Origin of the sequence: Methylophilus sp. 14 (assembly GCF_015354345.1) — a bacterium.
GTDB lineage: Bacteria > Pseudomonadota > Gammaproteobacteria > Burkholderiales > Methylophilaceae > Methylophilus.
This window is the reverse complement of record NZ_JADKYS010000003.1, coordinates 475,014-502,003: the sequence shown is the minus strand read 5'-3', so window position 1 is coordinate 502,003 and position 26,990 is coordinate 475,014. Positions and strand designations below refer to the sequence as shown.

Below are 26,990 nucleotides of genomic sequence, written 5' to 3'. Positions count from 1 at the left end.
TATTTATGAAACTCTCGCCAGGCCATATGCAATCTACTGCCGTGAATACGCAGGATTGCAGCGATTGGATGCAAGCGCTGACCCAGGCCTGGAAACAGGGTGCCTGGGAGCAGTGTTTGACCCTGGCGCAGAAAATCACCCGTGAGTTTCCTGAAGAGGGCCTGGCCTGGAAGTTATTAGGCAGCCTTTATCAACAACAAGAGGCATTGGCGCTGGCCGCCGATGCTTTTTTGCAAGCGAGCAAGCGTTTAAAGAAAGATGCCGAGGTGTTGTATAACCTGGCCAATGTTTATGCGCAATTGCAGGACACGACGCAGGCGATTAAATATTATCGGCAAACGCTCAAGATTAACCCCGTTTTTAGCCAGGCCTATGCCAACTGGGCCAGCGTGCTCAAGCAAGCCGGGCAATTGAAAGAGGCCGAAAAGTTACTGCGCCGGGGGCTGAATATTCACCAGCAGGATGGCCGCGTCAATTTTGAACTGGCGACCTTGTTACATGAGGCCGATAAACCGCTGGAGGCGATTCAATACTATCGCGAGGCAGTGGCAATTGAGCCTGACAATGCCGTGATCTTTTTCAATATGGCGCTGGCGTTGGATCAACTGGGTAATACGTCTGAGGCGATTGCGGCGTATCAGCAAACGATCGCGATTCAAAAAGACTATGTTGAAGCGTATAGCTACCTGGGTGCCTTGTACCTCAAACATGGGGACGTGGAAGAGGCCGAGCAGTGGCTGCTGGCGGGCATGGCGTTGAACCCAACCGAGTTATCGCTGCTTAAAAATCTGGCCAGGCTGTACCGCGTGACCAACCGTACCCGCGAGTACCAGGCTTATATTGAGCAGATCATGCAGACGCAAGAGGTGAGTGCAGAAACACTGAATAACCTGGCCACCGAGATGCTGAACCAGCAGTTATACGGTGAGGCTGAAAGTTACTGCCAGAAAGCGCTGCTGCTGGATCCTGAGAATCCTTATGTGCAGGCAAATCTTGGCCTGATTGAGAATGCCAGAAACGCTTATGACAAAGCGTGTGTGTATTGCGAAAAAGCATTAGAACAGTTGCCTGAGTCAGAAAGTATCTTGAGCAATTACGGCATCAGTTTGCGTATGCTGGGCCGCTATACCGAGGCAATTGCCTGCCTGGAAAAAGCGCTGCGTATCCATCCTGAGTTTATGCCTGGGTATATCAACCTGGCCAATGTCTATTTGGACATGGGGCAGATTGAAACGGCGATTGCGACCTTGCAACAAGCGTTGCAGATAGCGCCTACCCACATGATGGCGCTTAGAAATCTATTGTTTGCCAACAGTTACAGCAATACCTTGCCTCAGAATGAGAGCCTGGATTACGCCCACAGACTGGGTGCTGTCATGATGCAGGAGGTGACACCGTATGACAGCTGGCAAGTGCATGCGCAAGAGCAGCGTCTTCGTATCGGCCTGGTATCGGCTGATTTGCGTAAACACCCGGTAGGCTATTTCCTGCACCAGTGGTTGCAGGCATTTGATGCCAGCCGCCTGGAGGTTTATGGCTACTCCACTGACGGCCGCGAAGATGCGTTCTCACATGAGCTCAAAGACTTATGCAACCAGTGGCGTTCATTGGCCGGGCTGACCGATGCGCAGGCTGCCAAGCAGATGCATGAAGATGGGATACATATCCTGCTGGATTTATCCGGCTTGTCTGGTGGTACACGTTTGCCGATCTTTGCCCATAAGCCTGCACCTGTGCAGGCCACCTGGCTGGGGTATTGGGGTACCACCGGCTTGCCAGTGATGGATTATGTGATTGCAGACCCGGTGAGTATTGATGCACAGGTCGCGACTCAATTCACCGAGCAAGTGGTGCACCTGCCACATACACGTATGTGCTTTACTGCGCCGCCGTTTGAGATTGCTGTGAATGACTTACCTGCACTGACTAACGGCGCCATTACCTTTGGTTGTTTTCAAAACTACAGCAAGGTCAGCGATGACGTACTGTCTTGCTGGGGCGAGGTCTTGCAGGCCTTGCCAACGGCCAAACTGTTCTGGCAAAGCAAAGCCTTTAATGATGGCCTGGTGCGTGCAGAAGCGCTTTCCAGATTGCAGCAATATGGCATTTCCGCTGAGCGTTGCACTTTGCATGGCATGGTGCCCAGAGATGAATACCTGCGTAACCATCACCAGATTGACGTGATTCTGGATACCTTTCCGTTTACCGGCGGCACGACGACTTGTGAAGCTTTATGGATGGGCGTGCCTACGCTGACCTTGCTGGGTGAGACATTGATTGCCCGCCAAGGGGCGAGTTTTATGCATTGCGTGGGCTTGGCTGACTGGGTAGCGACCAGCCGTGAGGAGTATGTGAGCAAAGCGATTGCCTTGACCAGGGATCTGAATGCCTTAGCCAAATTACGTGCACAGTTACGCCAACAAGTATTGGCTTCGCCACTGATGAACGCGGAGCAGTTTGCCCAGGACTTTGAGCAATTACTATTCAAATTATGGCAACAGGCACTGTTGCAGCTGAAGCCACAACAATTACTGGCTGAATCGCCAGTACAGGACGCTTTTAGCGGAGAACAGCCAGTGTGGGTGGTCAGTGCCACGCGCATGACAGAAGAAGCTTTCTGGCGTGACTCAGCGCTTGGCCGTTCGCTCAAACGCCATATGCAGCAGGATAAGCGTTTGATGCCAGTGGTGGCTTATGAAAATACACGCGGCTTGTCGCAAGTGTTTAACGAAGCGATTGCCGCTGCGCCGGACCAGGCCTTGCTGGTATTGATTCACGACGATGTCTGGCTGGATGAAAACACCTTTGTCCACACCATACAGCGCGGCCTCGATCACTATGATGTGATTGGTATTGCGGGCAACGCCCGTATACAGCCTGGTCAACCCGGCTGGTGCTTTGTTGATCTGCAATTCACCTGGGACGATGCCAAATACTTGCGCGGCAGTGTCAGCCATGGTCAGCACGCCTTTGGACCTGCTTCCAGTTATGGTGATGTGTCTGGCGAATGCCAATTGATGGATGGCGTATTCCTGGCCGCGCACAAGCAGACCTTGCTGCAAAGTGGTGTACGTTTTGACCAGCAGTTTGAGTTTCATTTTTATGATCTGGATTTTTGCCGCACGGCGACACGTGCTGGCTTGAAACTAGGCGTGTGGCCGGTGCGCATGACACATCAAAGCGGTGGCGCCTTCGGTAGCGCTCGCTGGCGCGAAACCTATGTGCGTTATCACCAAAAATGGGAGGCAACGCCAGTCGCACAGACTACGTCTCCAGCGATGCAGGCCGCCATGGCCGAGGTATTTGACCTGGCTTCGCACGCACAGCAGCAGGGTGACCTGGCAACTGCAGCACAGCTTTACCAGGAGATTCTGGCGGTAGATGCCCAGCATGCGCTGGCTACGCATAATCTGGGCTTGATTTATTGGCACAACCAACAGCCAACTGAGGCATTGCGCTTGCTGGCACAGGCGTATGCGTTGGCGCCTACGCAGTGGCAGTTGTTAAGCAGCTATCTGACGGCACTCAAAAACAGTAATGAGACCGCCAAGCTGGAGCAAGTATTCGAGCAAGCCATGAATAATGGTCAGCATACACAGGCTTTGCAAGCGCTGATGCAAGACTGGCAGTTACCAGTGCAAACAACCAATGTACAGCCATCTGATTCAATACAGCAAGCCTTGCTGGCATTATTTGAACAACAGCAATATGCCGAGATGGAAGGTGAATTGCATACCCTATTGCAGCAATATCCTGTCTGGCTCAGTGGCTGGAAGATGCTCTCTGACGTGTTAATGATACAGAAGAAAGATGCCCGCCTAGCGGCCAGCAAAGCGCTGGCGCTGAATAAGCAAAGCGCTGAAGAGCATTGCTACTACGGGCTAGTGCTCAAAGCACAAAATGAACTCAATGCGGCCGCAGACGCCTTTGCCCAGGCCATACACCTGAAACCAGATTACGCTGCGGCATATAACAATCTGGGCAGTGTGCTCAAAGACCTGGGCGAGGTCGATAAGGCCATCAAGCAATTCAAGCAGGCGCTGCGTTTGCAGCCGCAGTATGCCGATTGCTTTAGCAATTTGCTGTTTTGCATGACGCATGCAGAACACGTGGATAACGAAGCCTTGTTGCAAGCGCATACCGCTTATGCCGCACTCTATGAGGCGCCATTAAAAGCCGATTGGCAGCCGCACAGCAATACGCGTGATGCCGCGCGTCCGCTGCGTGTCGGTTTTGTCTCTGCCGATTTGCGTGCACATTCAGTGGCACATTTCCTGTTGCCTTTGTTGCCTGCGCTGGCGCAGGACAGCACATTGCAACTGTTAGCCTATGCCAATTACGCGCTGGAAGACGAAGTCACTGCCGAGATGCGCCAGTACTTCAAACATTGGCGCATGGTTTCAAGCGTATCCGATGACGCACTGGCTGAGACCATCAGGCAAGACCAGATTGATATCCTGATTGATTTGTCCGGCCACACTTCCGGCAACCGCTTACTGACGTTTGCCAGAAAACCAGCACCTGTGCAGGCCAGTTGGTTAGGCTATTTGAATACCACAGGCCTGACGTCTATAGATTATTACCTGGCCGACAGTGCGTTGCTGCCAGCCGGGCAGTTTGACCAGCAGTTTACCGAGCAACTGGTGCAGTTGCCGGTGAGTGCGCCATTTGTGCCACATCCGCAGGCACCAGATGTGAATACCTTACCTGCACTTAGCAATGGCTATGTTACTTTTGGCTGCTTTAACCGCCCCAACAAAATTACCCAGGCCACGGTGCAACAATGGGCTGCCGTGATGCAGGCTTGCTCAGACAGTCGCATGGTGTTGGGTGGCATGGCAGAGGCGGGCGCATGTACGCATGTGCAGCAATGGTTTGCTGAGGCAGGTATCTCGGCTGATCGCCTATCGTTTTATGCCCGCACCGATATGCTGAGCTATTTGCAGCAATATCATATGGTAGATATTTGCCTGGATACTTTCCCCTCTAACGGCGTGACCACGACCGCGCATGCTTTATGGATGGGCGTGCCTACCTTGTGTGTGGCTGGTGACCGCCTGGCCAGCCGTGGGGCTATGGCATTGATGCAGCATCTGGGCTTGAATGACTATATTGCCTCAAGCTCAGCGCACTATGTACAACAGGCCACGCAGGTGTTGTCTGACCTGCAGGCATTGTCTGATTTACGCGCCACGATGCGCACCCGTTTTACGCAGTCTCCGCTGGCACAAGCGGCACCTTTGGCGCAGACCTTGTCACAGGCGCTACGCCAGATGTGGCAGCGCTGGTGCCAGGGGCAGGCTGCGAGCAGTTTTGCTGTTCCCTCTTTAACGCTGAAAGAACCTTCTGTTGCGCCGGGCGCGACTGAACTCTCTGATAAAGGTATCTCTATGACTACAACACTTAACCCACAAGCTAACACACTGCACGACTCGATTGCTGAAGTGTTTCAGTTGGCGCTGCAAATGCAGGAAAAAGGCGACTTGGCGCAGGCGATGCGCTTTTATCAGGAAATTTTGCGCATTGATGACAAACATGCCGCCACCTATTTTCAGTTAGGGTTACTTGCACAGCAAGCAGGCAAGGCAGAGGAAGTATTGCCATTGCTGGAGCAGGCGGTGATCCTGGCCCCTAAACAACCGGCCTACTGGCAAGCCTATATTGAGGTGTTATCCCTGACCGCGCCAAAAAATGAAGTGCTGGATGTGATCACATTTGCTCGCCAGAATGGCCTGGCCGCGGCGGATGCCGATGCGCTGCAACAGCAATACAGCCAGCCAGCAGCTGATGCTGTGCGTAAAGGCCCATATATCTACCGTGCGGAAGATAATTTCTACCAGCGTGCGCAAAACGAAGCATTTGGCTACCAGGATGTAGGCAATGCCGAACAGCGCCTGTATGACATGATTCGCCACTCGCGTGACAAGAGCGTGTTTTCAAGCGAGTTGGCGGCCAAAGCCACTGACTGGCCTAGCTACTATCACCTCACTTCACAACGTGCCAATTTGCTGCGCCCGTTTGCTGACAAAATTGCCAACGGTAAAGTGCTCGAACTGGGTGCCGGTTGCGGCGCGATTACCCGCTTCCTCGGCGAGCTGGGGGGCGAAGTGGTGGCGCTGGAAGGCAGCCCGAACCGTGCGCGCGTGATTGGCCAGCGTTGTGCAGACTTGAATAATGTGACCATTTACTCTGACCTGATCCAGTCATTTGAAACCGATGAAAAATTTGATGTGGTGACGCTGATTGGCGTGCTTGAATATGCGCAGGTCTATGTGAAAGAAGCGGATCCTTTGCGCTTTTTGCTGCAAACAGCCAAGTCATTCCTCAAAGAGGATGGCATGCTGATTGTGGCTATCGAGAACCAGCTCGGCCTTAAGTATTTCTGCGGTGCGCCTGAAGACCATATGGGGCAGGCGATGTATGGCATTAATGACTCCTACAGCGCGACCAGCCCGATCACGTTTGGCCGCGTAGAGCTGGATGCCTTGATCCGCAGCGCCGGTTTTGAAACGACAGAACTCTATGTACCATTGCCTGACTACAAAACGCCAGTCAGCGTGATTTATCCTGAAGGGTTTAATCAGGCTCACCGTGCTGCAGGTTGGGATGTTGGCGCGTTGGCGGCTGGTTCAGTGGTGCATGACAGACAATCGCCACGTCACCCAACCTTCTCATTAGAAAACGCCTGGCAGGTGATTGCACGTAACAATCTGGTTGAAGACGTGGCCAACTCCTTTATGTTCGTGGCTTATCCGCAACGCCAGTCTGGCAAACTGCATCCGGATGTCTTGGCAGCGCATTATGGCTGCCAGCGCCAGGCGGTGTTCAGCAAGGAAACCCAGTTTGTGCATGATGCACAAGGCCTGGCAACGCGTACACGCAATACCGGCGAAACGGCGCAATTGTTGCAAGCCGATTGGGAGCATGCGCCTTACCATGGCGGCCAGTTGTGGATGGACAAACTGACCCAGTTGATGAACCGCCCAGGTTGGCGCGTGGAAGACTTGGCGGCTTGGGCTGCACCGTGGTTGCAAGGCCTGGAAGCCGCCGCCCAGACTGGCGGTAAAACCTTGCCGGAATTTGCCGGGTATTCTACGTTGTTGCCTTCACAGTATTTTGATGCGACACCGACCAATTTTGTGATGGATAAAGCGGGGCAGGGCCATTTCTTTGACCTGGAATGGGACTTTGCGATCCCGCTGCCAGTGGCTTTTGTGGCTCTGCGCGGCCTGTTCCTCACGCTGCATCGCGTGCGTAGTTGCGGCAAGCCGCATGCCAGCACGCCAACCAATATTGGTAGCCTGACGCTGGCGGTGCTGGAGCAGAATGGATACTATTACCGCGATGACCAGTTGCAAGCCTTGATCAGCGTGTTTAACCGCCTGCAAAACATGACGCAAGGTGTGCCAGAGCATGTGGTGAATGGCCTCACAGCAGAGTTCACACGGGCGGAGTTACCGGTACGTCAGTTGTTTACGTAATCCGGGACGTATGCATACAAAAGCATGCACAGCAATGTGCATGCTTTTTTGTTGTCTGTAGCGTTGATTGTAGAAATGACGGCCAATAAAAATCCGGCGACTGTCACGTGGCCGGATTTTTAAGATGCCGTAGGGCCTTATTTAAAGCTATGGAATGGCCTTAAAACATGGTTTCCATGCAGCGGCGGATATGCGGGATAGAGCCGACCGGGTTAGGCGTATATTTGCTCAGTTTGGCCAGGGTTGCCAGCGCTTTATCGGCCTTTTGTTGCAGGCAATAAACCTCTGTCAGGTTGCTGAGCGGGATGGCAGGGTTCTCTTGCGCCAGTAATACGGCTTTTTCCAGCAGTAGTTCGGCATCCTCAAATTGCCCCTGGCTCACCAGCAGGGTGCCAAGGTCATTATAGGGCTCCCAGCAACTACTTTCTTGCTTGATCAGTTCCAGCATCATTTGCGTAGACAGTTTCATATCACCTTCTGCCGCCAGTTTTTCCGCTTGCTGATAGGTGGTCCGGTCTATGTCGACTTGTGCCTTGAGCGCGGGGGTAGGTAAGTGCGTGTGTCCAGCCAGGGCAGCAAGAATATTGTCTGCAATCAAGGTCGCACTTTGGCCCAGGTGGGCAAATTGGTGCTGCTTGTTTTGCGTGATCTGCTGCTGGTATTCGGCGGCGTTCTGTAAGACGTGTTCTACCGTGCGACGCAGATCAGCTTTGACGGTTTTAATCACATAGTCATAAGGCACACTGGCCGGGCGCGGTGGGTTGGTGTCTGGAATCAGCCAGTCGGTAACTGCAATGCCGGGGACATCCAGCAATAAGGCTTCTGTGAGCACACTGGACTCATCGGAGACCATGACATCAGCCAGGCCCAGGCAATACATGATGCTGACTTCGCGGTCGACGACATAGACATTGTCGGCACAGTTTCTATGCAGCGCATCCATGGCGTCGATATTGTTCAGTACCCAGCGGTATTTGTCTGACCAGGGCGCCTGTTTCAGCAACAGGTTGACCGGCAGGTCTTTCAGGGCCTGTACAAACTCATCCTGCTTGCCGTGGTTTTCCCAGGACGGTGCATAGAGGATGGAGTGTTCGTATTTCAGGCCCAGTTGCTCGCGCAACTTTTGCGCTTCCAGTTTAAAGGTTTCCTGGTTGCGGTAAACCAGGTCGGCTTTGGGCCAACCGAGGTCAAATACGCCTAGTTTTGGGCGGGCCTGTTTAAAGTTGGTTTGTGTCTGCCAGCGCTCGACCCATGCCGGGCCAGGCACAATGCCCATATCAAACGCGGTCCATGGCTCATGATGCCAGAAGTGTGGCCAGATATCATGGCGCTGCGCCAGGTCGTGCAGCAAGATGACTGAAAATCCGGCATTTGGTTTGCACGCGTGCTCGCAATACACGCCGACCTCGGCATATTGCTTGGAGTTGGTGCTCCATTGAATCACATAGCCTCTGCTGGCGATCTCATCGGCCACCGGCGCCAGGGCCTGGCGCTCGCAGTTGTCGGTATAAAAGAAAGTAAACACGGGTTGGTGTGGGGTAGTCGTCATGATGGCTTATCCATGCAAGCGTTTAGTAAAAATAACACTGAAACGGTATTGGCTTTGTGCGTAATTGGGCACGCAGCTTTCAAATACCTGCTGTGGTTTGGTTGGCAATTGCTGGCTAAACCATTCAGGCGTGTAATAGGTGTGATGCAGGCCACGGTACTTTTCTTCGTACTCAGCCTCGGTCAAAGCATCGCGGCGGGCACGCTCGCAAGCCGCTTTGGTGGCCGCATGTGGAATGTCGAGGATGGCGACGCCCACCCTGGCTTTTTGCCACATGGCCTGGAACACTTCGGCGGCCATGGCTTCGTCAAAATAATGAAATACACTGTTGGCAATCACAAAGTCATATTCCTTGCTGGTGTCTAGCGATTGCGCAGGAATAGCCTGGAAATCACCATCAGGCATGGCCTGTTGTGCAGCTTCAATCAGTCCGGCGGCATAATCCAGGCCGCCAACGGTTAAGGGATGCTGCTGGCGCAAGGCATACAAAAAAGCCCCGGCGCCACAACCGACCTCAAAGACCGAGTCACCAGACTGCATCCCCAGCTTGTCACTGATGCGGCGCGTATATTCCTGCCAGTCGGCGAGGTCGATTTTGCCTGCACCGCTATCGAAGCCGTCCAGGGCAATCAGCGTCTCCAATGTGATGGCATGCTGCGGTTGCAGGCTGCGCTTTTCCCAAATCTGTTGCCAGAGGTTACTCATGTGTTTGCTTCCATTTTTTGACTGACGGCTTTGAGCACGCGGGCACGCAACAAGGTGCTGCTGATGCCTTCTGTGCGCGGCAAAATATGCAATTTTTCAGCGGCAATCGGGTTGCTGTTATCGTGACCGTGCACCAGCAGGTCAATCTTGTGTTGCTGCAAAAAGGCTTCATCGAGCAGCCAGGGGCTAGGCACAACTTCGTCGACATCGCGCATGGCGAGTAATACTTCGGCACGGGCGGCGTAATCGAGCTCAGGCTCATAGCCTTTTTTGGCGCGAATTTCTTCGTCGGTCGTCAGGGCAACGACCACATAACCTAACTGTTTAGCCGCTTTTAACAGGCGCACATGACCATGATGGATCAAGGTCGCTGACATATCGACCATAATGCGTTTGGGTGGCTGCGTCATGGCTGTAACTCCAGTAAATCGAGAATGGCGCCGCGTGCTGCACTGCCCAGGTGTGCTTCGCCCAGATGGCAGACCACGCTGCCACGGCTGATCCCGCGTGACTGGTAGAGCACTGCACGGCTATCCTGGCTGCTGACTGTGGCATCGACCCAGGTGCAGAGCACGGGCTGGTAGTGCACGGGGTGCGTGGCATAAGTGCCAATCTTTTTCAGCATCTGGGCTTTGTTGATAAACACCGCTTCGCGCAAGTCATCATGCTTGGGTAACACTTCATATAGCGAGGCCATGGCATGGTAAGGGCCGGTCATGCGACGTTCCAAATGTGTCGCCAGATTGAGATAAAACGAGTCGACCTCGTGTTTTGGTAACTGGTTAAATGCAATAAACGAGGCGCCTGTGAGGCCAAACAGGCCTTTGCAGGAGCTATAGGCAATCACATCTGCCAGGCCGTGATCTATTTCCAGGCCGATAGAGGCCGTGGCATCCAGCATAAGCTGCGCGCCGACGCGGTCTGCCAATGCGCGCAAATCCGCAATTGGCAATAACAGGCCAGCACTGGTTTCAGTATAGCAGGCGACGACCCAGTCGTAACGGCCGCTGATATTGGCCAGTTGCTGCCAGTCGCAGACGGTGACCAGTGACACCTGGCCAGCCGTACGCTGAGCCAGTTGCGCAAAGCTGACTAATCGCTGGGCGTAATAGCCACTGTCGATGACCAGTACTTTGCCATGCAAAAAGTTCAGGCTGGCAATTTCCAATGCCAGGCTGGCGGAGCCTTGCAGGCGCGCGATCTGCGCGTGGCCGGTCATGTGTTTGAGAGCGGAAAGCACCGCATGATCAACCTGATTGTAGTCGAGGTCACCACGCCCGAAGCACGGGCGCAAACCTAGCAGGTTTTCTTCAAGCAAGCTGGCCGGGCCCGCAGTAAACAGCACTTTATGCTGGTTTTGGGCAGCGACATGCGCGTGTATGGTGGTGGTTGCTTCAAGCATATTCCACCTCGGTTAAAAATTGCATAAAGTCCTGTTTGTTTTGGGCTGGCGTGCGGGTAGGGCGGCCCAGGTCGGCACGGGCACCTTTGCGGCACAACACTTCAATCAGGCAGCTTTTGCCACTGCGCAGGACTTGTGGAATGAGCTGGTTTAGTTGTTCTGCGCCGGATACGCTGTACACCTGCGTATAGCCAGCGGCACTGGCAATCTCGGCCAATGCCAATTGCGCGGCGACGGTTGGTTGCCCACCTACGGAGTCATGGGCACCATTATTCAATACGATATGCAGCAAGTTCGCTTGCTGGGCGCTGATGGTCAGGCTGCCCATGTGCATCAGCATGGCGCCATCGCCGTCAATACAGACGACTTGCCGGTCTGGCTGTGCCAGCGCAATGCCACAGGCAATTTGCGAGGCATGGCCCATACCGCCCACCGTCAGAAAGTCACGGCCGTGCCCGGCCTGTTGGGCTTTACGCAGCTCAAACAACTCACGCGAAGCCATGCCGGTGGTCGCGACGACGGCGGCATCTTCTGGCAAGGCTGACACAATCTGTTCGATCATATGTTCACGGCTTTCCAGCACCGCTAATTTTTCTGCCAGAGCCGAGGCAGGGGACGTGCTTGTTTTCACTGGCTTATACGGCGCAAAACTTTGCTTGCGCACGACCAAGGCAACCGGGCCTTGACGTGTTATGGCCTGGTTTAATAAGGTTTGGATTTGCGCATGGGCTGTTTCTATATGATCGGTCATCACTTGATAAGGCAGGCCTAGCACATCAAGTTGTGACAGCGTAATCTGGCCTTGTTTGACATGCTGTGGTTCATCATGGATTTGTGTGCCATCGGCATCGAGCTCGCCCCGCCAGCCGACCACCAATAACATAGGAATGCCATACACTTGTGGGTCTGCCAGTGACGCAATCGGGTTGACCACATTGCCCAGGCCAGAGTTTTGCATATAGACCAGGGCAGGTTGTTGGGTGGCCAGGTAGTGGCCAATGGCCAGGCCAATCGCACCACCTTCATTGGCGGCGATCACATGTTGATCCTTTGCTAGCTTGTCTGAAAAGCAGGCACACAATTCTTTAAGTAATGAGTCGGGCACCCCGGCAACAAATTGCACTTGTTCGGTTTGCAATGCACTTAAAAAGTCTTCAGCATGAATCATCATGTGCTCCGCTTATTTAGTCCCTGGAATCAGTTCCAGCACATCGTTAATCGACATCAGGCTGGATTCGATTTCTGCTGTCCTGCCATTTTTGAGGATCTCCATGGCGGCATTCTGCATGGCCGGGTAAGCCGCACGCATCATGTGGTTGGCATAAATCACCAGGTTAAAGCCGTGTGCGGCCAGTTCTTCCTCTGTCACCTTGTTGTAGCTGGTGGGTACGCAGACTAAAGGTGTGGTTGGGAACTCGGATTTGAATATCTTGGCAAACTCAAATACTTCGTCCGCTGTTTTCTGGCGGCTGTGAATCATGATGCCATCGACGCCAGCGCCGACATAGGCTTGCGCGCGTTTGACGGCATCTGCAATGCCTTTTTCCAGGATCAGGCTTTCGATACGCGCAATCACCATAAAGTCATCGCTGACACGGGCAGCACGGCCAGCGGCAATTTTTTCGCAGAAGGGCTCAATCTCGTCCTGCAATTGCGGTACTTCGTTGCCAAATAAAGAATTCTTTTTCAGGCCAATTTTGTCTTCGATAATGGTGGCCGAAATCCCCAGGCGTTCCATGCTGCGCACATTGAGTTCAAAGTGCTCCAGTTTGCCGCCGGTGTCAGCATCCATAATTAAAGGTTTGGTGGTGACATCAAAAATGTCATTAATATTAGATAAGCGGCTATTGATCTCCACCGCTTCAATATCCGGCTTGCCGCGTGCGGTGGAATCGGTCAGCGAACTCGACCAGAAACCATCGAACTGGCAGCTTTTGCCATTGCGTTGTGCGGTGACGTGCTCGGCAATCAGCGCAGAAATCGGGTTGTGCGCTTCAATAAAACGCGAAATCGGTTTGACTGTGAGTAATCTTTTCAAGGTGCGGCGGCGGATATCAGGCGTGGTGCCCAAGGCCTGGATCTGGCTCAGCATTTCATTGGAAGACACACCGCGTGTATAAGGAATCTCAATCAGGTGGCCACCATACTCGGCCAGCGCAGCACGTGCACGGTCACGGTAAGGCACCAACGGACCTTCCAGCCAGTCATCGCCATGCACCATGATGTCGGGTTTGTATTTGAGCAGGTTGGGTGCGTAGTCCCATTCTTCCTGCGGCACCACATTCACCACACCGCGAATATTGCTGACGATCTGTTTGCGCTGTTCATAAGTCAGGTAAGGCAGACGTTTATGGTCCGCGACCGCCGCATCGGATAACAGGCCGATGGTGACGTCGCCATACTTTCTGGCCTGCTCAATAATATTGATATGGCCATGGTGCAAGATGTCTACCGTCATCCCTACATAAACTGATGCCATGCAAAACTCCTTTAGTCTTTTTGGATACCTTATATAAGGTATGCGAAATGGATAGCCTGATTATCGTTGGCAATGCCCGGGAATGATTTGTAGATAAACGCTGAAAACTGGCCTTATATCTTGTGTGACATGCTGGCCCTGATGCGCGGTTTTACAGGGGAGGCTTTAAAAGCAGAATTAAGACTGATTCTCTATTTAGCTCGGTTAATGGTATGGGTGACTCTTTTTATAAAATAGATTGGTATAAACAATTTTGTGCAGTTCTTGATTAAAGGCTAAAGATTTTGGTGGAGGGGTCGTAAATAGTTTCAAGTGCATGATTGATCGAAAAAAGAAATTTGCAACAAGGATTAAAGAAATTTCTGCAGCGGTCGATAACACAACTAACAACGCTAGATAGCAAACATTAAGTGGTAAATAGCGATCAACGTTGAAAGTAACATGACGATTTGACACTTAACTGGATATACGACTCTAAAGGAGATTTAACATGGCTTCAGTAATCAACACCAACTTGGCATCCTTGAATGCACAACGTAACTTAAACGCTTCACAAGGCAGCCTGAATACTTCTATTCAACGCTTGTCTTCTGGTCTGCGTATCAACAGCGCTAAAGACGATGCGGCTGGTATGGCGATTGCAACACGTATGGACTCACAAGTTCGCGGTATGGATGTTGCAACACGTAACGCTAACGACGCGATCTCTTTCCTGCAAACTGCAGAAGGTGGTTTGAGCAGCGCAACCGATGCCTTGCAACGTATGCGTGAACTGGCTGTACAGGCAGCTAACGGTTCCTACAGCTCTGGTGACCGTGCAAACCTGGATACAGAATTTTCACAACTGAAGTCAGAACTGACACGTTTGGGTACTGCCACCAAGTTTAACGGCCAAGCTGCATTCGGTGCTGGTTATAACTTCCAGATTGGTGCTGACAGTGGCGATACCATCAGCGTGGCTTCTGTCTCAGCAGCTTCTCTGTCAGGCTCCCTGTCTTCAGCAGATGCCGCTTCAGATGCGATTACAGCGATTGACGCACAATTGACGACAGTGAACACCAGCCGTGCGACATTGGGTGCTTACCAAAACCGTTTTGCTTCAGTGGTCAGCAACCTGGGCGTAGCGTCTGAGAACATGTCTGCTGCCAAGTCACGTATCACTGATGCTGACTTCGCTTCAGAAACAGCGAAGATGACACGTGCACAGATTCTGCAACAAGCTGGTACTGCGATGCTGGCTCAAGCGAACCAGTTGCCTAACCAAGTGATGACATTGCTGAGAGGCTAATACATCATTCGGTAACGCTAAATCCACAGGCCTAGACCCTGTGGATTTGGCCTAGGTAAAAGGAGCAACATCATGAGTGATTCATTTGTTAATGGTGTAGGCGGTGGTTTAAAGGGTGTGCAGGCGGCCAGTAGTTTAAAGCTGGTGAAATATGCTGAATCATCTGCTGATAAAGCTGCAGCTGATGTGAATGACAAAGCCGCGTTGACCGGTGCTGTCAAAAAGTTAAATGAATATGTAGCACCAGCGTTACAAACGATAGAGTTTTCTATCGATGATGATAGCGAACGCATCATTGTGAAAGTGGTGGATACCGAAACACAAAAGGTATTGCGCCAGATTCCCAATGAGGAAGTGTTAGCCATCAGTAAAACGCTGGATAAATTACGCGGGCTGGTGGTACGACAGACAGCCTGATATGGCGTTTTAATTCGGTTGGGAGATTAAGAAATGACATCGATTGTATCCTCTACAGGCGCATCCGGCCTGCCTATTGACTCTTTAGTCACGGCGCAGATGCAGGCGGAACAGCAACCCATTGCTGATATTCAAACCAAAATATCGTCTTACAATACCAAGCTGTCAGCCTATAGCACGCTCAAGAGCGGGCTCAGTACGTTTCAAACGGCTGTTGATAAATTGGCCACCGCCGCCAAGTTTAATGCGCAATCGGTGACTGCGAGTGATGCGACCAGCATCAGCGCCACTGCCAACGGCACCGCAGTGCTTGGTAACTATAGTGTGTCAGTCACGCAACTGGCGACCTCACAAAAACTGGCATCGCCTGCTTACAGCAGCGCGACCGATATTGTGGGCACCGGCAAACTCACTATTTCTTTTGGAACTACCGGAACTGCACCTGCCTCATTTACGGCGAATGCCGATAAGACCGATATCACCATAGACATCACCAGCAGCAACAATACGCTGGCAGGTATCCGTGATGCGATCAATGCCAAAAACGCGTCTGTCTCCGCGTCTATCGTCAATGATGGTAGCGGCAATCGCTTGGTAATTACGTCTAAAGACACCGGCGAGGTGAATAGTCTCAAAATATCGGTGGCCGATGATGATGGTAACAACACCGATACCGGCGGCTTGTCTGCGCTGGCCTATGATCCGTTGGCCAGTAGCAATAACATGACACAAATGACGGCAGCGAAAAACGCTTTGCTGACGGTTGATGGCATGAGTATCAGCAAAGCCAGTAATACCGTCTCAGACGTGATTCAGGGCGTCACCTTGACGCTGAAGACGGTCACCTCGGCCAGTAATACGCTGAGTGTGGGCACGGACACCGATACCATACAGGCCTCGGTACAAAGCTTTGTCGATGCTTATAACGCGCTGAATACCAGTATGCGTAACCTGACCAAGTTTGTGTCGGCGGGCTCGACCTCCAATGGGGCCTTGCTGGGAGATTCGACGGCGCGCAATATTATGGTCAAGTTAAAGTCGATGTTATCGGCTTCTTCGCCCACAGCCACCACCTATAAAACCCTGAGCGATATTGGCGTCAGCATGGGCTCGGATGGGTCGTTATCGCTGGATAGTACTAAATTACAAAAAGCCATTACTAACAATGTCAGTGATGTGGCCAAGTTGTTCTCGCCTTCGGCGACCTCTACCGATCCACAGGTGACTTTTCTCGGCAGCAAGGATGATACGGCCTCTGGCACCTATGCGGTGAATATCACGCAACTGGGCGGTAATGGTGTCAATGCGATTGGTACGATTAACGGCGTGACGGCCAACACCACGGGTTCTGTGCTCACTGGTGTGATCGGCAATGGCAGCTATGGGCTGCAATTGAGTGTCACTGGCACGGCCACTGGCAGTCGTGGCACCGTGACCTTTAGCAAAGGCCTGGCAGGCGAGCTCAGCAGCTTGCTGGACGGCTGGCTGGATACCGAAGGCGCATTGACAACAAAAACTGATGGTATTTCAAGTTCGATTAAAGATTTGAACAAAAAGGCCGATGATATAAGTGCCAAGCTGCCCGCGATTGAAGCACGCTACCGTGCACAGTATGCGAAGCTGGATGCCTTGCTCAGTAGCTTGCAGAGCACAAGCAGTAACCTGACTTCACAACTGGCAGCGATTAGCGCCAACAACTAGTGGAAGCGGTCAATCTCTGCAGTGAGCGGCTGGCAAATTATCTTAAACCATGCGCTTTTAAGCAGAATTCAGGAGTCAAAAATGTTCGGGATGAAAAAGTTAGGTGTGAATGCTTATGCAAGCGTAGGGTTGGAAACCGGTGTGGTGGATGCCAGCCCGTTGAAACTGATCGTCATGCTGTATGACGGTGCAATTTCTGCCTGCATTCATGCCCAGCAAGCGATGGCGCAGCACGATATTGCCAAAAAAGGGGAATACCTGACCCAGGCTGTGACTATTGTCGATAGTGGCTTGCGTGCCTGCCTGGACAAGCGTGCCGGTGGCAATATTGCGCAGAATCTGGATCAGCTTTACCAATATATGACACGTAGCCTGATGGAAGCCAGCGTGCGTCAGGATGTGAAAAAAGTACAGGAAATTCAACAGTTGCTGATGGAATTGAAAAGCGCATGGGAAACACTGGAGAAGTCAGCGATGGCGCGTCCGGTACAGGCTGATATGTCGCTAGGCCAAATGGTTGCCCAAAAAACACATGAGCTGCAAGTGAACCGTTTGGCCGCGGTTGGAGCATAAGATGTCACAAGCCTTGATTAATACCTATGAATCTGCAGCCAAACTGATGGAACAGATGCTGATTGCGGCGCGCAAGGATGCCTGGGAAAAAGTGACCGAACTGGAGCAGTCCTACATGCTAAAGATTGAAGTGGTCAAAACCCTGGAGCAAAACATGCGACTGGCATCTGAAACCCTGACGTCAGAGCAGCATGAACGCAAACAGGCCCTGGTGCAAAAGATTCTGGCCGATGATGGTGAAATCCGTAATTTGTTGTATCCAGTGATGCACCGCATCACCGATATGATTTTTGATGCGCAATTGCATGCGCGCATCCCGCCGGACGGCCTATAGATGTTACCGATTCCGCAAGTTCTCACACAACGCTTCATCGCCAGTGAAACAGAGAGCTTGCGCGCGATTTCTTCGATCATGCCGGTCGAAGGCACGCAGTCAGAAGCCCCGTTATGGGAGCGCATGCGTCCCGGCATGCAGTTCACCGGCCTGATTCTGCAAAAAGAAGCAGGCGCTGCCAAAGCCTCAGAGCTGGCACAATTCAAAGTTCAGATCCAACTGCCTAACCAGCCACCTGCCACCGTGCAAATGCAACTGCCTGCTTATCTGGCACAACAGCAAACCCTGCATATGCAGTTTATGGGCATGGCCCAGCAAGCTTTGGGTAAAGACCATCTGCCACAGGTTAAGTGGGGCGTGCAGCCTGCTAATAGCCAGGCGCAGGCTGGTCCAATGCGATTGGGTGAATCGGCACTGTTAACCGATATGTCGCAGCCTGACCATGAAGAGCATCTGCAAACGCTGTCAAAAAACGCTGCCGGGCAAGCGAGCCTGGTAGAACTAAGCCCACCAGCCAAACATTTACAGCGCTGGCTAAGTTCGTCAGAGTTTCAGCAGCAAACTACCGCCTTGCAGGCGCAAGCGGTGGTGAGCCACAGCCCGCAAAAGCCACAAGTGCTGGCACAGGACCTCAAACATGCTTTGGACAGCTCAGGCCTGTTTTACGAGTCACACCTCAAAGAAGCAACCTTAGGCAGCCGCCCCTGGCACCAGTTATTGCAGGAGCCACAAAATAAACCTGCTTTTATGCCTCCCGAAATGGTGGCGCAACAGTTGCAGGTATTGGAGCAGCAGCGGCTGGTCTGGCACGGTGAGGTCTGGCCGGGGCAAACCATGCAGTGGCAGGTAAATGAGCAGGAAAACTCGGCACATTCAGCAGATGCGCCTGTGTTAAATAGCTTGAAGAGCGATTTGACCTTGCAATTGCCACGGTTAGGAGAGGTCACGGTCAAAATCACCATGGTGAATGGTCGTTTTAGCGTACGCGTCGAGCCAGCACAGACGCAGGCATTGAAAGAAATGCAATCTGGCCGCAGCCAGTTGGCCATGAGTTTACAGTCTGTGGGATTAAAACTGGAATCGTTGCAGATTAGCCGTGATGACAGCGCACAAGACAGGCCGCAATATGCAGCAGGATAAGGCTTATACCCAGTCCGCTGTTGCGCTGGCTTATGAGGCCGGTGACCTGGCGCCACGTGTGGTGGCCAAAGGCAATGGCTTGCTGGCTGAACGCATTATTGCGCTGGCAAAAGAACACGAGGTGTATGTGCACGAATCGCAGGCCTTGTTGAGCCTGTTAATGCAGGTCGAGCTGGATGCCCATATTCCGCCACAGCTGTATCAGGCGATTGCAGAAATATTGGCTTGGTTATATCAACTGGAGCAAGGGGAAACCACGGACGCGCCTAAGGTTTAAACCTGCATGTTCATCATGTCCTGGTAAGCGGTCACCAGTTTGTTGCGTACCTGCACCGTGGCCTGGAAGGCGATATTGGCTTTTTGCCCGGAGATCATGACGTCAGACAGGCTGACATTGTCATTGCCCATGGCAAAATCCTGCCCCAGCTTTTCTGATTGCAGCTGCATATTGTTGACCTGATCCAGCGAGGCTTTTAAGGCATCACTAAAACTGACCTGGCTGGTCGGTGCGGCTGCATTGCTTTTCTGCACAGGACTTGCGATGGCTGCACTACCCAAACCTTCAGGCTTTTGTGCGGCTGCACGCAATTGTGCCAGCATGGACGAGATACGTTGTGCATCAATACCGCCTGCGTTCATGGTGGACTCCTTTCATCGTCACGGGCACACAAAGCCCTTAATTGTCATGGTAGCTACTTTAGCACCCCGTCATCTGGACTGCTCTGAAAAATAGGCAACATTAATCCGTCTTATTTGCCAATTTGAAAACAGGGAGTGCGCGCATAATGTGATCCATGTGAGATGTCCTTAATGGGCATTCGAGTTCAGGATGGTGTTTTTGAGTCAGTATCCCCGCATGGGGAAATGTCTCAGAAAGCCTGTGGTAGTAAACATGGAGGTTCAGATGGCTGCTGACGCTGCCTTACTTACATCAACTGGTGAGTCCAACGGTACACCGAATATGTTTGGTCAACTCGGACAGAAACTGCTGCTGGTCGCAGGTATTGCGGCCGTGGTTGCAGTGATGGTTGTGTTCTGGCTGTGGAGCCAGAAGCCGGATTACCGCGTGCTGTTTTCCAACTTTGCCGACAAAGATGGTGGCGCGATTGTGGCTGAACTCGACAAGTTAAGTGTGCCTTACCAGTTTGCTGAAGGCGGTAATGCGATTCTGGTGCCAGCTGACCAGGTGCATCAGGTGCGTTTGAAACTGGCCGCACAAGGTTTGCCAAAAGGCGGCAATATTGGCTTTGAGCTGCTGGAAAACCAGAAGTTTGGCGTGTCACAGTTTGTTGAACAAGTGAACTTTCAGCGCGGCCTGGAAGGTGAACTTGAGCGTAGCATCCAGTCTATTTCTGCTGTGCAGGCAGCCCGTATCCATTTAGCGATTCCAAAACCAAGCGTGTTTGTACGCGAGCAACAGTACCCAACCGCTTCTGTGTTATTGAATCTGCATAATGGCCGCCGTCTGGATGGCCAGCAAGTGGCCGCGGTGGTGCATCTGGTGGCCAGTAGTGTGCCTAACTTGTCCGCAGACCACGTGACGGTGGTCGACCAGAACGGTAATCTGCTGTCTGATAATGCTAATAAGCTCAAGCAAAACGGCCTCGACCCAGAGCAAATGGCTTACGTGGAAAATATGCAGAACAGCATTGCCCGCCGTGTGGAGTCGATTATTACGCCTATCGTCGGCGCCAAGAACGTGCACGCTGAAACCAGTGCAGAGATTGATTTCTCGATGACTGAGCAGGCCAACGAGTCTTATAAGCCGAATACCAAGCCTGACGATATGGCCATACGCAGTGCGCAAAGCCATGAAACACAAAATACAGGTGGCAGCAACGGTGCCGTGCCAGGTGCTTTGTCCAATCAGCCACCAGGGGAGTCCACTGCGCCAATTAATGCGCCTGGCGCCCAAGCGCCGGGTGCGGAAGGTGCTGCTCCAGCTGCGCCACCAGTACCGCCACAAAATACCCAAAAAGATAACACCACCAACTACGAGCTGGACAAAACTGTCAGCTACATCCAGCAAGCCAAAGGCGGCATCAAGCGCCTGCACGTGGCGGTGGTAGTGAATCATATCCCGGTCGTCGATAGCACAGGCAAAACCACTTACCGTGCGCTGAGCAATGCCGAGAAGCAACAAGTCAGTGATCTGGCCATGCAGGCCATGGGCTTCAACAAAGAGCGCGGTGATACGATTTCTGTGGTGAATACGCCTTTTATTGCCGAAGCACAGGAAAAGCTGGCTGAGCCACCTTTGTGGAAAGATCCGCTGGTGATTGAGTATGGTAAAGACGCATTACGCTTCTTGGCCGGTGTGATTGTGTTGATGATGGTTTACAAAAAACTACTCAAGCCGATGGCGAATAAACTGACTGGTGCCGACAAGAAAGAACAGGCACTGGCAGCCGGTGCTGCTGCATTGACCGGTCCTGACGGACTGCCGATTGCAGGGGCTGCGGGCGCAGAAGGTGAAGACGCGCTGGTGACTTTGAGTGGCGATGCGACAGCATTACCAAGTGGCCTGGACCAGACCTTGCAGGCGGCAAAGCAAGTGGCGAAAGATAATCCACGTATGGTGGCCAATGTGGTGTCCGGCTGGACCTCGGCGGAGAAGTAAGCCATGAGTGACCAGGGATTAACCAGAAGTGCAATTTTGATGCTGGCACTCGGCGAAGACGAGGCGGCTGAAGTGATGAAACACCTGTCACCGAAAGAGGTACAACGCCTGGGTATTGTCATGGCTTCGATGAAGCCGGTGCCACGCGAAGAGGTAGAGCAGGTGCTGGAGAAGTTCATGATTGACTTCGCCAGCAGCAGTGATTTTGGCCTCGACTCTGACAGCTATATCCGCTCAGTACTGATCAAGGCGTTTGGCGATGACAAAGCCTCCAACTTGCTCAACCGTATTCCGCAATCACAAGATGCAGCCGGCATAGAAAGCCTGAAGTGGATGGATGCCTTCAGTGTGGCCGACTTTATCAAGAACGAACATCCGCAGATTATTGCGACTATTTTGTCTCACCTTGAGCCGGAACAGTCCGCAGAGATTTTGAGTCACTTTACCGAGCGTCTGCGTCAGGATGTGATTTTGCGCATCGCCACGCTGGACAGTATCAAGCCAACTGCGTTGCGGGAGTTGAATGAAGGCATGCTGAAAATGCTGGCTGGTAACGACAACCTCAAACGCCAGGCCATTGGTGGTGTGAAAACAGCCGCCGAGATCATGAACTACATCAGCGGCGAACATGAAGCCAAACTCATGGATGGCCTCAAAAGCTACGATGACGGCATGGCGCAGCAAATCATGGACCAGATGTTTGTGTTTGACAACATCATGGAAATTGATGACCGCGGGATTCAAGTGTTGTTGCGTGAAGTGCAGTCTGACATGCTGATTGTGGCCCTCAAAGGCACGTCAGATGAAATGAAAGAAAAATTCTTCCGTAATATGTCGTCGCGTGCGGCTGACATGATGCGTGAGGACCTGGAAAGCCGCGGTCCGGTCAAGTTGTCGGAAGTGGAAACCCAGCAAAAACAAATCTTGCAAATTGTGCGTCGCTTGTCAGATGAAGGCCAGATCATGCTGGCTGGTAAAGGTGACAGCGAGCAATATGTGTAGTGCATTGAATAAGGAAAGTGTCTCATGGTAGCTTCTGCAATTCCTAAAGAACAAATGAGCGCCTATCAACGTTGGGAGATGGCCAGCTTTGATGACTCCATCTCCAGTGAGCGCGTCAAGCGCGAACGCGAGCAGGCTGAAGAAAATGCACGCACGGTGAGCCAGATTCTGAAGCAGGTCAGGCAAGAGGCCTATGAAGAAGGATTTAAAACCGGTTATGGCGATGGCCTGACACAGGCGCAGTCGCAAATAGAAGGTGAGCGCGAGCAATTGTCGCAAATGGCAGCGAGCTTTCAGCAAGCCTTGGCCATGCAGGATGTCAACGTCGCTGAGTCTGTATTAAGCCTGGCGCTGGATTTGGCTAAAGCCATGATGAAAACCAAGTTACAGGTCGATCCGCAAGCGGTGATTCCAGTGGTGCTAGATGCCATGCATTATTTACCACAAGTGAAACAGCCTGCCAGATTGATTGTGCATCACGAAGATGCCAAAGTGCTGCGCGCCCATATTGGCGAACAATTAAAAGAGCAGGGGTGGCAACTGATTGAAGACGCTCAGATTGAGCGTGGAGGCTGCCTGGTGGAAACTGCCGAAAACCAGATTGATGCCAGCAATGAAATGCGCTGGAAACGCCTGGTGCAAGGGTTGTCACGCGTCGATGACTGGCACAAACCTGCTGTTAGCAACGAATAACGTGTGTCGCTGATGTACTGACAGTGATTGATTCCAGCATGACAGAACCCAATACCGCCGTAGACGCCAGTCCTGAGCTGGCTGAAGCGTTAAATAATGATGTGGCTATCGCACCGGTAACAGGCGTAGATACGGCTACCGCACAGGCGGACGCTGCTGCACCGCATACACAAGACTTGCCGCACAATGTGCATAACCAGCGCTGGCAAAGTTACCTCAAGGACTGTAGAGAGCTGATCCATTTGGTCGAGCCACTGGAAGTGGCTGGACGTATCGTCAAGGTCACCGGCCTGATCATGGTCGCCACTGGGATCAAAATGCCGATTGGCGGTGCCTGTTTTATTCCGTTGCAGGATGGTGGCCGCGTAGAAGCTGAAGTGGTGGGCTTTGATGGCGAAAACCTGCTGCTGATGCCGCAGTCTGCTGTGGATGGCGTCGTCCCGGGTGCCAAAGTCTTCAGCATGGAAATCACCGAAACATTACCTAAACCGCAATTTGGCCGTCCGCCGCGCCGTCGTGCGCAAGACCGTGCACGTCACTTTCCGGTCGGTGATGGCCTGCTTGGCCGGGTAGTCGATGCTGCGGGTAATCCGCTGGATAACCTGGGCCCGATTTCAACCGAAGTCACCGCACCATTGAGCGGGCGCGTGATTAACCCGCTGATGCGCGCACCGATTGAAGAAACACTGGATGTCGGCGTGCGCGCAATCAATGCCATGCTGACCGTTGGTCGTGGCCAGCGCCTGGGCCTGTTTGCCGGTTCTGGTGTGGGTAAAAGCGTCTTGCTGGGCATGATGGCACGTTACACCACGGCCGATGTGATTGTGGTCGGCCTGATTGGTGAGCGCGGCCGCGAGGTACAAGAGTTTATTGAACAGATTTTAGGGCCAGAAGGCTTGGCACGCTCTGTCGTCGTCGCAGCGCCTGCCGATGTCTCGGCATTGATGCGTTTGCAAGGCGCCAATTACGCGACAGCCATTGCCGAGCGTTTCCGCCAGCAAGGTAAAAACGTTTTGTTGATCATGGATTCCCTCACCCGGTATGCCATGGCGCAACGCGAAATCGCCCTGGCGATTGGCGAACCACCCGCCACCAAAGGCTATCCACCTTCTGTGTTTGCCAAATTGCCTGCGCTGGTTGAGCGTACCGGTAACGGCGCCAGGGGCGAGGGCTCGATCACCGCGTTTTACACCGTGCTGACCGAAGGCGATGATCAGCAGGATCCGATTGCCGATTCGGCAAGGGCGATTCTTGACGGCCATATTGTGCTCAACCGCACGCTGGCCGAGAGTGGGCATTATCCTGCGATTGATATTGAGCAATCGATCAGCCGCGCCATGCACAATATCACCAGTAAAGAGCATCAACAGGCAGCCCGTTTGCTCAAGCAGTTATATTCCCGTTATTTGCGTAACCAGGACCTGATTGCCGTCGGCGCTTACCAGCCAGGATCTGATCCCATGCTGGATATTGCGATTAAGAAACGTGACCAGATCAATGCATTTTTGCAGCAGGATATTGATGAGGCAGCCTATATGCAGGACAGCTTGCAGCAGTTGGCGAATACCATAGGCTAATGCCTTATTGAGTCATGGCAAAACAGTCTACCGAAACGCTGGCACTGCTTAAGCAACTGGCCGCAGACGAAGTGGAAACGGCCATGCAGGCGTTGGCACAGGCCATGCAGCTACTTGAGCAGGCCCAACAGCAGCGCACCATGCTGGAACAATACCAGCAAGAATATGAGCAGCAATGGCAGCTGGCCTCACAAAAAGGACTCAAAGCCGATTTATACCGCAATTTTCAGGGCTTTTTCTCGCAATTGGAATTGGCGGTCCGCAGTCAAAATGCTCAAATCGAACAATGGCAGGCGAATATCCTGCAAAAACGACAGCTATTGCAGGAAAAGCAGCGTAAACAGAAATCTTTTGAAGTGCTGATGACACGGGCGGAAACGATGCAGGCAAAAGCAGAAGGCAAGCGTGATCAGAAACTGATGGATGAGTTTGCAAGCCGTGCCAAGCGCACGCGCCTGTAAAACAAGTGTTGACCGGGAGAGTCATATGGCGTTTTTAAATTCCGCAACTTTATTGAACATGGGTGCAGAGGCCGTGAAAACAGCGTCTGCCAATCAGGTTTCGCCAGAGCCACAGAACAATGGCTCGGATGAGTTTGCACAGGCTTTGCGCAAGCAAATGCAGCAAAGCAGCAAGCCCGTGATGCCAGTGGCCAATAAGACCATGGCTGACAAGGCCGATACGCCAAAACCTGCGGCAACGCCGTCTTCTTCCGCGGCAGATAAAACGCCCACTGCAGCCAACAATAACGTCAAATCAGAAGACAAGCCACAAAAAACAGCAGCTGAGAGCAGCGACGAAACGACTAGCGCTGAGACGCCTGCAAACACTGAAGATACTTCAGCTTCTGCCGCAGCAAGCAATACACAAGACCCAGCGGCCGTGATTGAAACTGCACAAGAGCGCAAGAAACGCTTATTGGCAGATCTGGCTGCGAATGATCAATTGCCCACCGGTATTTCGCCATGGATGCAAACCATGATTGCCATGCGTCCCACAGCAACTCCTGCAGATCAGTTGCCTAAAGCCGAGATTAGCACGGATGGCGCTGCGGTCACGGTGGATAGCGAGCAACTGCCTGTGGTCGATAGCAATGCCTTGGCTTTGCCGCTGGACACTGAAGCGATGACTAAGACGACCGCCGTACAAACGCCGTCCGGGCCTGCCGTGAATGCAGACCAGGATGATCAGTCTGTCGATTTCAAACAATTGCTGGCTGGCAATGTGCCAACCGAAACCGGTAAAGAATCTCCTGCTATTTCTGAAACCCTGGTTAATGCCAAATTGATGGCAGAGGCAGCAGGGGGCGGACGACCCGCACAGGCTTTTAATGACATGCGTGGTGCAGATGCGCAAGCTGATCTGTTGAATATCACGCAGCAGCCCGCTGCACAAGCCTTGCCGAATAGCACATGGCTGAATGCGGCTGGTGTGGCGCAAAGCAGCAATGTGGTGATGTCGCAAATTGCAACACCGTTTGGCAATGAGCGCTGGCAAACAGCCATGAACCAGCATGTGATGAATATGGTGGGCAGTGGCGACGATGTGGCCAGCCTGACCTTGTCACCACCAGACCTGGGCCCGATTCAGGTGGTGTTGAAAGTGGATAACCAGTCTGTGAACACCAGTTTTATCACGGATAACCCCCTGGTTCGTCAGGCACTGGAAGATGGCATGCAGGATTTACGAGACCGCATGCAGTCACAAGGCTTGCAACTGGGCCAGACCTTTGTCGGTGATGGTCAGCAGGCACAACAGCATTTTGAGCAGCAGACTTCGCGCCAAGGTAGCCAGTCACTAGCCGCTACAGGTGAAGCTGATGCAGTCGTTGCCCCACAAGCCGTTAAAACCACCGTCGCACGTGGCCTGGTCGATACCTTTGTTTAAGCCGTGGGCAGGCAAGCTGCCTGCCTCTGGGTGTAAGTTTCGATTAAACGCTGATTTTACCCTTTTATCCGCCAATCTCCAGAGCGCAGTGTTGCGCATAATGACACCATAAACAGTCAAAGTTTGATGTAAGAAAGGTTTG

At 52.6% G+C, this 26,990-nt stretch carries 21 protein-coding genes; 14 read left to right on the top strand and 7 right to left on the bottom strand.

Features of this window, described 5'->3' with window-relative positions:
* Positions 1 to 5 precede the first annotated feature (5 nt).
* A complete protein-coding gene (locus tag INP78_RS10660; RefSeq protein ID WP_228522811.1) occupies positions 6 to 7,481 on the top strand; it encodes a tetratricopeptide repeat protein in 7,476 nt (2,491 codons plus the stop codon).
* Positions 7,482 to 7,641: 160 nt separating this feature from the next.
* On the opposite strand, the gene INP78_RS10655 is transcribed toward INP78_RS10660, so the two are convergent.
* The 6 genes from INP78_RS10655 to aepX are packed head-to-tail and all read right to left on the bottom strand — an operon-like array spanning position 7,642 to position 13,616.
* Positions 7,642 to 9,030, bottom strand: coding sequence for a CDP-glycerol glycerophosphotransferase family protein (locus INP78_RS10655; RefSeq protein ID WP_228522810.1), 1,389 nt, complete (start codon positions 9,028 to 9,030; stop codon positions 7,642 to 7,644).
* A 6-nt stretch (positions 9,031 to 9,036) separates the two neighbouring features.
* On the bottom strand, positions 9,037 to 9,735 hold the full coding sequence (locus INP78_RS10650; protein WP_194742147.1) for a trans-aconitate 2-methyltransferase: 699 nt from the start codon (positions 9,733 to 9,735) through the stop codon (positions 9,037 to 9,039).
* Entirely contained in the window at positions 9,732 to 10,145 is a 414-nt protein-coding gene (locus INP78_RS10645) for an adenylyltransferase/cytidyltransferase family protein (protein WP_194742146.1), read from the bottom strand. Before INP78_RS10645 ends, INP78_RS10650 begins: the two co-directional genes overlap by 4 nt.
* The gene (locus tag INP78_RS10640) at positions 10,142 to 11,137 is read right to left on the bottom strand and encodes an aminotransferase class V-fold PLP-dependent enzyme (protein ID WP_194742145.1); all 996 of its coding nucleotides are present in this window, start codon (positions 11,135 to 11,137) and stop codon (positions 10,142 to 10,144) included. Before INP78_RS10640 ends, INP78_RS10645 begins: the two co-directional genes overlap by 4 nt.
* Positions 11,130 to 12,308, bottom strand: coding sequence for a phosphonopyruvate decarboxylase (gene aepY / locus INP78_RS10635; RefSeq protein WP_228522809.1), 1,179 nt, complete (start codon positions 12,306 to 12,308; stop codon positions 11,130 to 11,132). The genes INP78_RS10640 and aepY overlap by 8 nt, the downstream gene beginning before the upstream one ends.
* A gap of 9 nt (positions 12,309 to 12,317) precedes the next feature.
* Complete coding sequence (gene aepX, locus INP78_RS10630; RefSeq protein WP_194742144.1) at positions 12,318 to 13,616, bottom strand: phosphoenolpyruvate mutase; 1,299 nt, start codon at positions 13,614 to 13,616, stop codon at positions 12,318 to 12,320.
* A 490-nt stretch (positions 13,617 to 14,106) separates the two neighbouring features.
* Here aepX and INP78_RS10625 point away from each other — a divergent pair, with 490 nt between their 5' ends.
* The 7 genes from INP78_RS10625 (at position 14,107) to INP78_RS10595 (ending at position 19,346) form a co-directional block, all read left to right on the top strand.
* Positions 14,107 to 14,904, top strand: coding sequence for a flagellin (locus tag INP78_RS10625; RefSeq protein ID WP_194742143.1), 798 nt, complete (start codon positions 14,107 to 14,109; stop codon positions 14,902 to 14,904).
* A 72-nt stretch (positions 14,905 to 14,976) separates the two neighbouring features.
* On the top strand, positions 14,977 to 15,321 hold the full coding sequence (locus tag INP78_RS10620; protein WP_194742142.1) for a flagellar protein FlaG: 345 nt from the start codon (positions 14,977 to 14,979) through the stop codon (positions 15,319 to 15,321).
* Positions 15,322 to 15,354: 33 nt separating this feature from the next.
* A complete protein-coding gene (gene fliD, locus INP78_RS10615) occupies positions 15,355 to 17,022 on the top strand; it encodes a flagellar filament capping protein FliD (RefSeq protein ID WP_194742141.1) in 1,668 nt (555 codons plus the stop codon).
* Positions 17,023 to 17,103: 81 nt separating this feature from the next.
* Positions 17,104 to 17,595 (top strand): flagellar export chaperone FliS, encoded by a 492-nt coding sequence (gene fliS / locus INP78_RS10610; protein WP_194742140.1) that lies wholly within the window; start codon positions 17,104 to 17,106, stop codon positions 17,593 to 17,595.
* A gap of 1 nt (position 17,596) precedes the next feature.
* Positions 17,597 to 17,929: a flagellar protein FliT gene (locus INP78_RS10605; protein ID WP_194742139.1), complete on the top strand. Its 333-nt coding sequence runs from the start codon at positions 17,597 to 17,599 to the stop codon at positions 17,927 to 17,929.
* Positions 17,930 to 19,069 carry a flagellar hook-length control protein FliK gene (locus INP78_RS10600; protein WP_194742138.1) on the top strand — a complete coding sequence of 380 codons (1,140 nt, stop codon included), beginning with the start codon at positions 17,930 to 17,932 and terminating at the stop codon, positions 19,067 to 19,069.
* Positions 19,056 to 19,346: an EscU/YscU/HrcU family type III secretion system export apparatus switch protein gene (locus INP78_RS10595; RefSeq protein ID WP_194742217.1), complete on the top strand. Its 291-nt coding sequence runs from the start codon at positions 19,056 to 19,058 to the stop codon at positions 19,344 to 19,346. Before INP78_RS10600 ends, INP78_RS10595 begins: the two co-directional genes overlap by 14 nt.
* On the opposite strand, the gene fliE is transcribed toward INP78_RS10595, so the two are convergent.
* Entirely contained in the window at positions 19,343 to 19,708 is a 366-nt protein-coding gene (fliE, locus tag INP78_RS10590; protein ID WP_194742137.1) for a flagellar hook-basal body complex protein FliE, read from the bottom strand. The genes INP78_RS10595 and fliE overlap by 4 nt on opposite strands.
* 265 nt (positions 19,709 to 19,973) lie before the next feature.
* Between fliE and fliF the strand changes: the two genes are divergently transcribed.
* Genes fliF through INP78_RS10560 form a run of 6 tightly spaced genes read left to right on the top strand, consistent with a single transcriptional unit; the run spans position 19,974 to position 26,848 of the window.
* Positions 19,974 to 21,689, top strand: coding sequence for a flagellar basal-body MS-ring/collar protein FliF (fliF, locus tag INP78_RS10585; protein WP_194742136.1), 1,716 nt, complete (start codon positions 19,974 to 19,976; stop codon positions 21,687 to 21,689).
* A 3-nt stretch (positions 21,690 to 21,692) separates the two neighbouring features.
* Positions 21,693 to 22,691, top strand: coding sequence for a flagellar motor switch protein FliG (gene fliG / locus INP78_RS10580; RefSeq protein WP_194742135.1), 999 nt, complete (start codon positions 21,693 to 21,695; stop codon positions 22,689 to 22,691).
* A gap of 24 nt (positions 22,692 to 22,715) precedes the next feature.
* On the top strand, positions 22,716 to 23,384 hold the full coding sequence (locus tag INP78_RS10575) for a flagellar assembly protein FliH (protein WP_194742134.1): 669 nt from the start codon (positions 22,716 to 22,718) through the stop codon (positions 23,382 to 23,384).
* Positions 23,385 to 23,422: 38 nt separating this feature from the next.
* Positions 23,423 to 24,961, top strand: a complete 1,539-nt coding sequence (gene fliI, locus INP78_RS10570) for a flagellar protein export ATPase FliI (RefSeq protein WP_228522808.1) — start codon at positions 23,423 to 23,425, stop codon at positions 24,959 to 24,961.
* 14 nt (positions 24,962 to 24,975) lie between these two features.
* Positions 24,976 to 25,422: a flagellar export protein FliJ gene (fliJ, locus tag INP78_RS10565; RefSeq protein ID WP_194742133.1), complete on the top strand. Its 447-nt coding sequence runs from the start codon at positions 24,976 to 24,978 to the stop codon at positions 25,420 to 25,422.
* A 25-nt stretch (positions 25,423 to 25,447) separates the two neighbouring features.
* Positions 25,448 to 26,848, top strand: coding sequence for a flagellar hook-length control protein FliK (locus INP78_RS10560; RefSeq protein ID WP_194742132.1), 1,401 nt, complete (start codon positions 25,448 to 25,450; stop codon positions 26,846 to 26,848).
* Positions 26,849 to 26,990: the final 142 nt, after the last annotated feature.

Bases quoted from the DNA above. Each gene is read 5' to 3' on its own strand.
- INP78_RS10660 (WP_228522811.1), top strand. From the start codon at position 6: ATGAAACTCTCGCCAGGCCATATGCAATCTACTGCCGTGAATACGCAG.
- fliD (WP_194742141.1), top strand. From the start codon at position 15,355: ATGACATCGATTGTATCCTCTACAGGCGCATCCGGCCTGCCTATTGAC.
- fliJ (WP_194742133.1), top strand. From the start codon at position 24,976: ATGGCAAAACAGTCTACCGAAACGCTGGCACTGCTTAAGCAACTGGCC.
- INP78_RS10625 (WP_194742143.1), top strand. From the start codon at position 14,107: ATGGCTTCAGTAATCAACACCAACTTGGCATCCTTGAATGCACAACGT.
- fliF (WP_194742136.1), top strand. From the start codon at position 19,974: ATGGCTGCTGACGCTGCCTTACTTACATCAACTGGTGAGTCCAACGGT.
- INP78_RS10620 (WP_194742142.1), top strand. From the start codon at position 14,977: ATGAGTGATTCATTTGTTAATGGTGTAGGCGGTGGTTTAAAGGGTGTG.
- aepX (WP_194742144.1), bottom strand. From the start codon at position 13,616: ATGGCATCAGTTTATGTAGGGATGACGGTAGACATCTTGCACCATGGC.
- fliE (WP_194742137.1), bottom strand. From the start codon at position 19,708: ATGAACGCAGGCGGTATTGATGCACAACGTATCTCGTCCATGCTGGCA.
- INP78_RS10640 (WP_194742145.1), bottom strand. From the start codon at position 11,137: ATGCTTGAAGCAACCACCACCATACACGCGCATGTCGCTGCCCAAAAC.
- aepY (WP_228522809.1), bottom strand. From the start codon at position 12,308: ATGATGATTCATGCTGAAGACTTTTTAAGTGCATTGCAAACCGAACAA.
- INP78_RS10650 (WP_194742147.1), bottom strand. From the start codon at position 9,735: ATGAGTAACCTCTGGCAACAGATTTGGGAAAAGCGCAGCCTGCAACCG.
- INP78_RS10605 (WP_194742139.1), top strand. From the start codon at position 17,597: ATGTCACAAGCCTTGATTAATACCTATGAATCTGCAGCCAAACTGATG.
- fliG (WP_194742135.1), top strand. From the start codon at position 21,693: ATGAGTGACCAGGGATTAACCAGAAGTGCAATTTTGATGCTGGCACTC.
- INP78_RS10595 (WP_194742217.1), top strand. From the start codon at position 19,056: ATGCAGCAGGATAAGGCTTATACCCAGTCCGCTGTTGCGCTGGCTTAT.
- fliI (WP_228522808.1), top strand. From the start codon at position 23,423: ATGACAGAACCCAATACCGCCGTAGACGCCAGTCCTGAGCTGGCTGAA.
- INP78_RS10600 (WP_194742138.1), top strand. From the start codon at position 17,930: ATGTTACCGATTCCGCAAGTTCTCACACAACGCTTCATCGCCAGTGAA.
- INP78_RS10560 (WP_194742132.1), top strand. From the start codon at position 25,448: ATGGCGTTTTTAAATTCCGCAACTTTATTGAACATGGGTGCAGAGGCC.
- fliS (WP_194742140.1), top strand. From the start codon at position 17,104: ATGTTCGGGATGAAAAAGTTAGGTGTGAATGCTTATGCAAGCGTAGGG.
- INP78_RS10645 (WP_194742146.1), bottom strand. From the start codon at position 10,145: ATGACGCAGCCACCCAAACGCATTATGGTCGATATGTCAGCGACCTTG.
- INP78_RS10575 (WP_194742134.1), top strand. From the start codon at position 22,716: ATGGTAGCTTCTGCAATTCCTAAAGAACAAATGAGCGCCTATCAACGT.
- INP78_RS10655 (WP_228522810.1), bottom strand. From the start codon at position 9,030: ATGACGACTACCCCACACCAACCCGTGTTTACTTTCTTTTATACCGAC.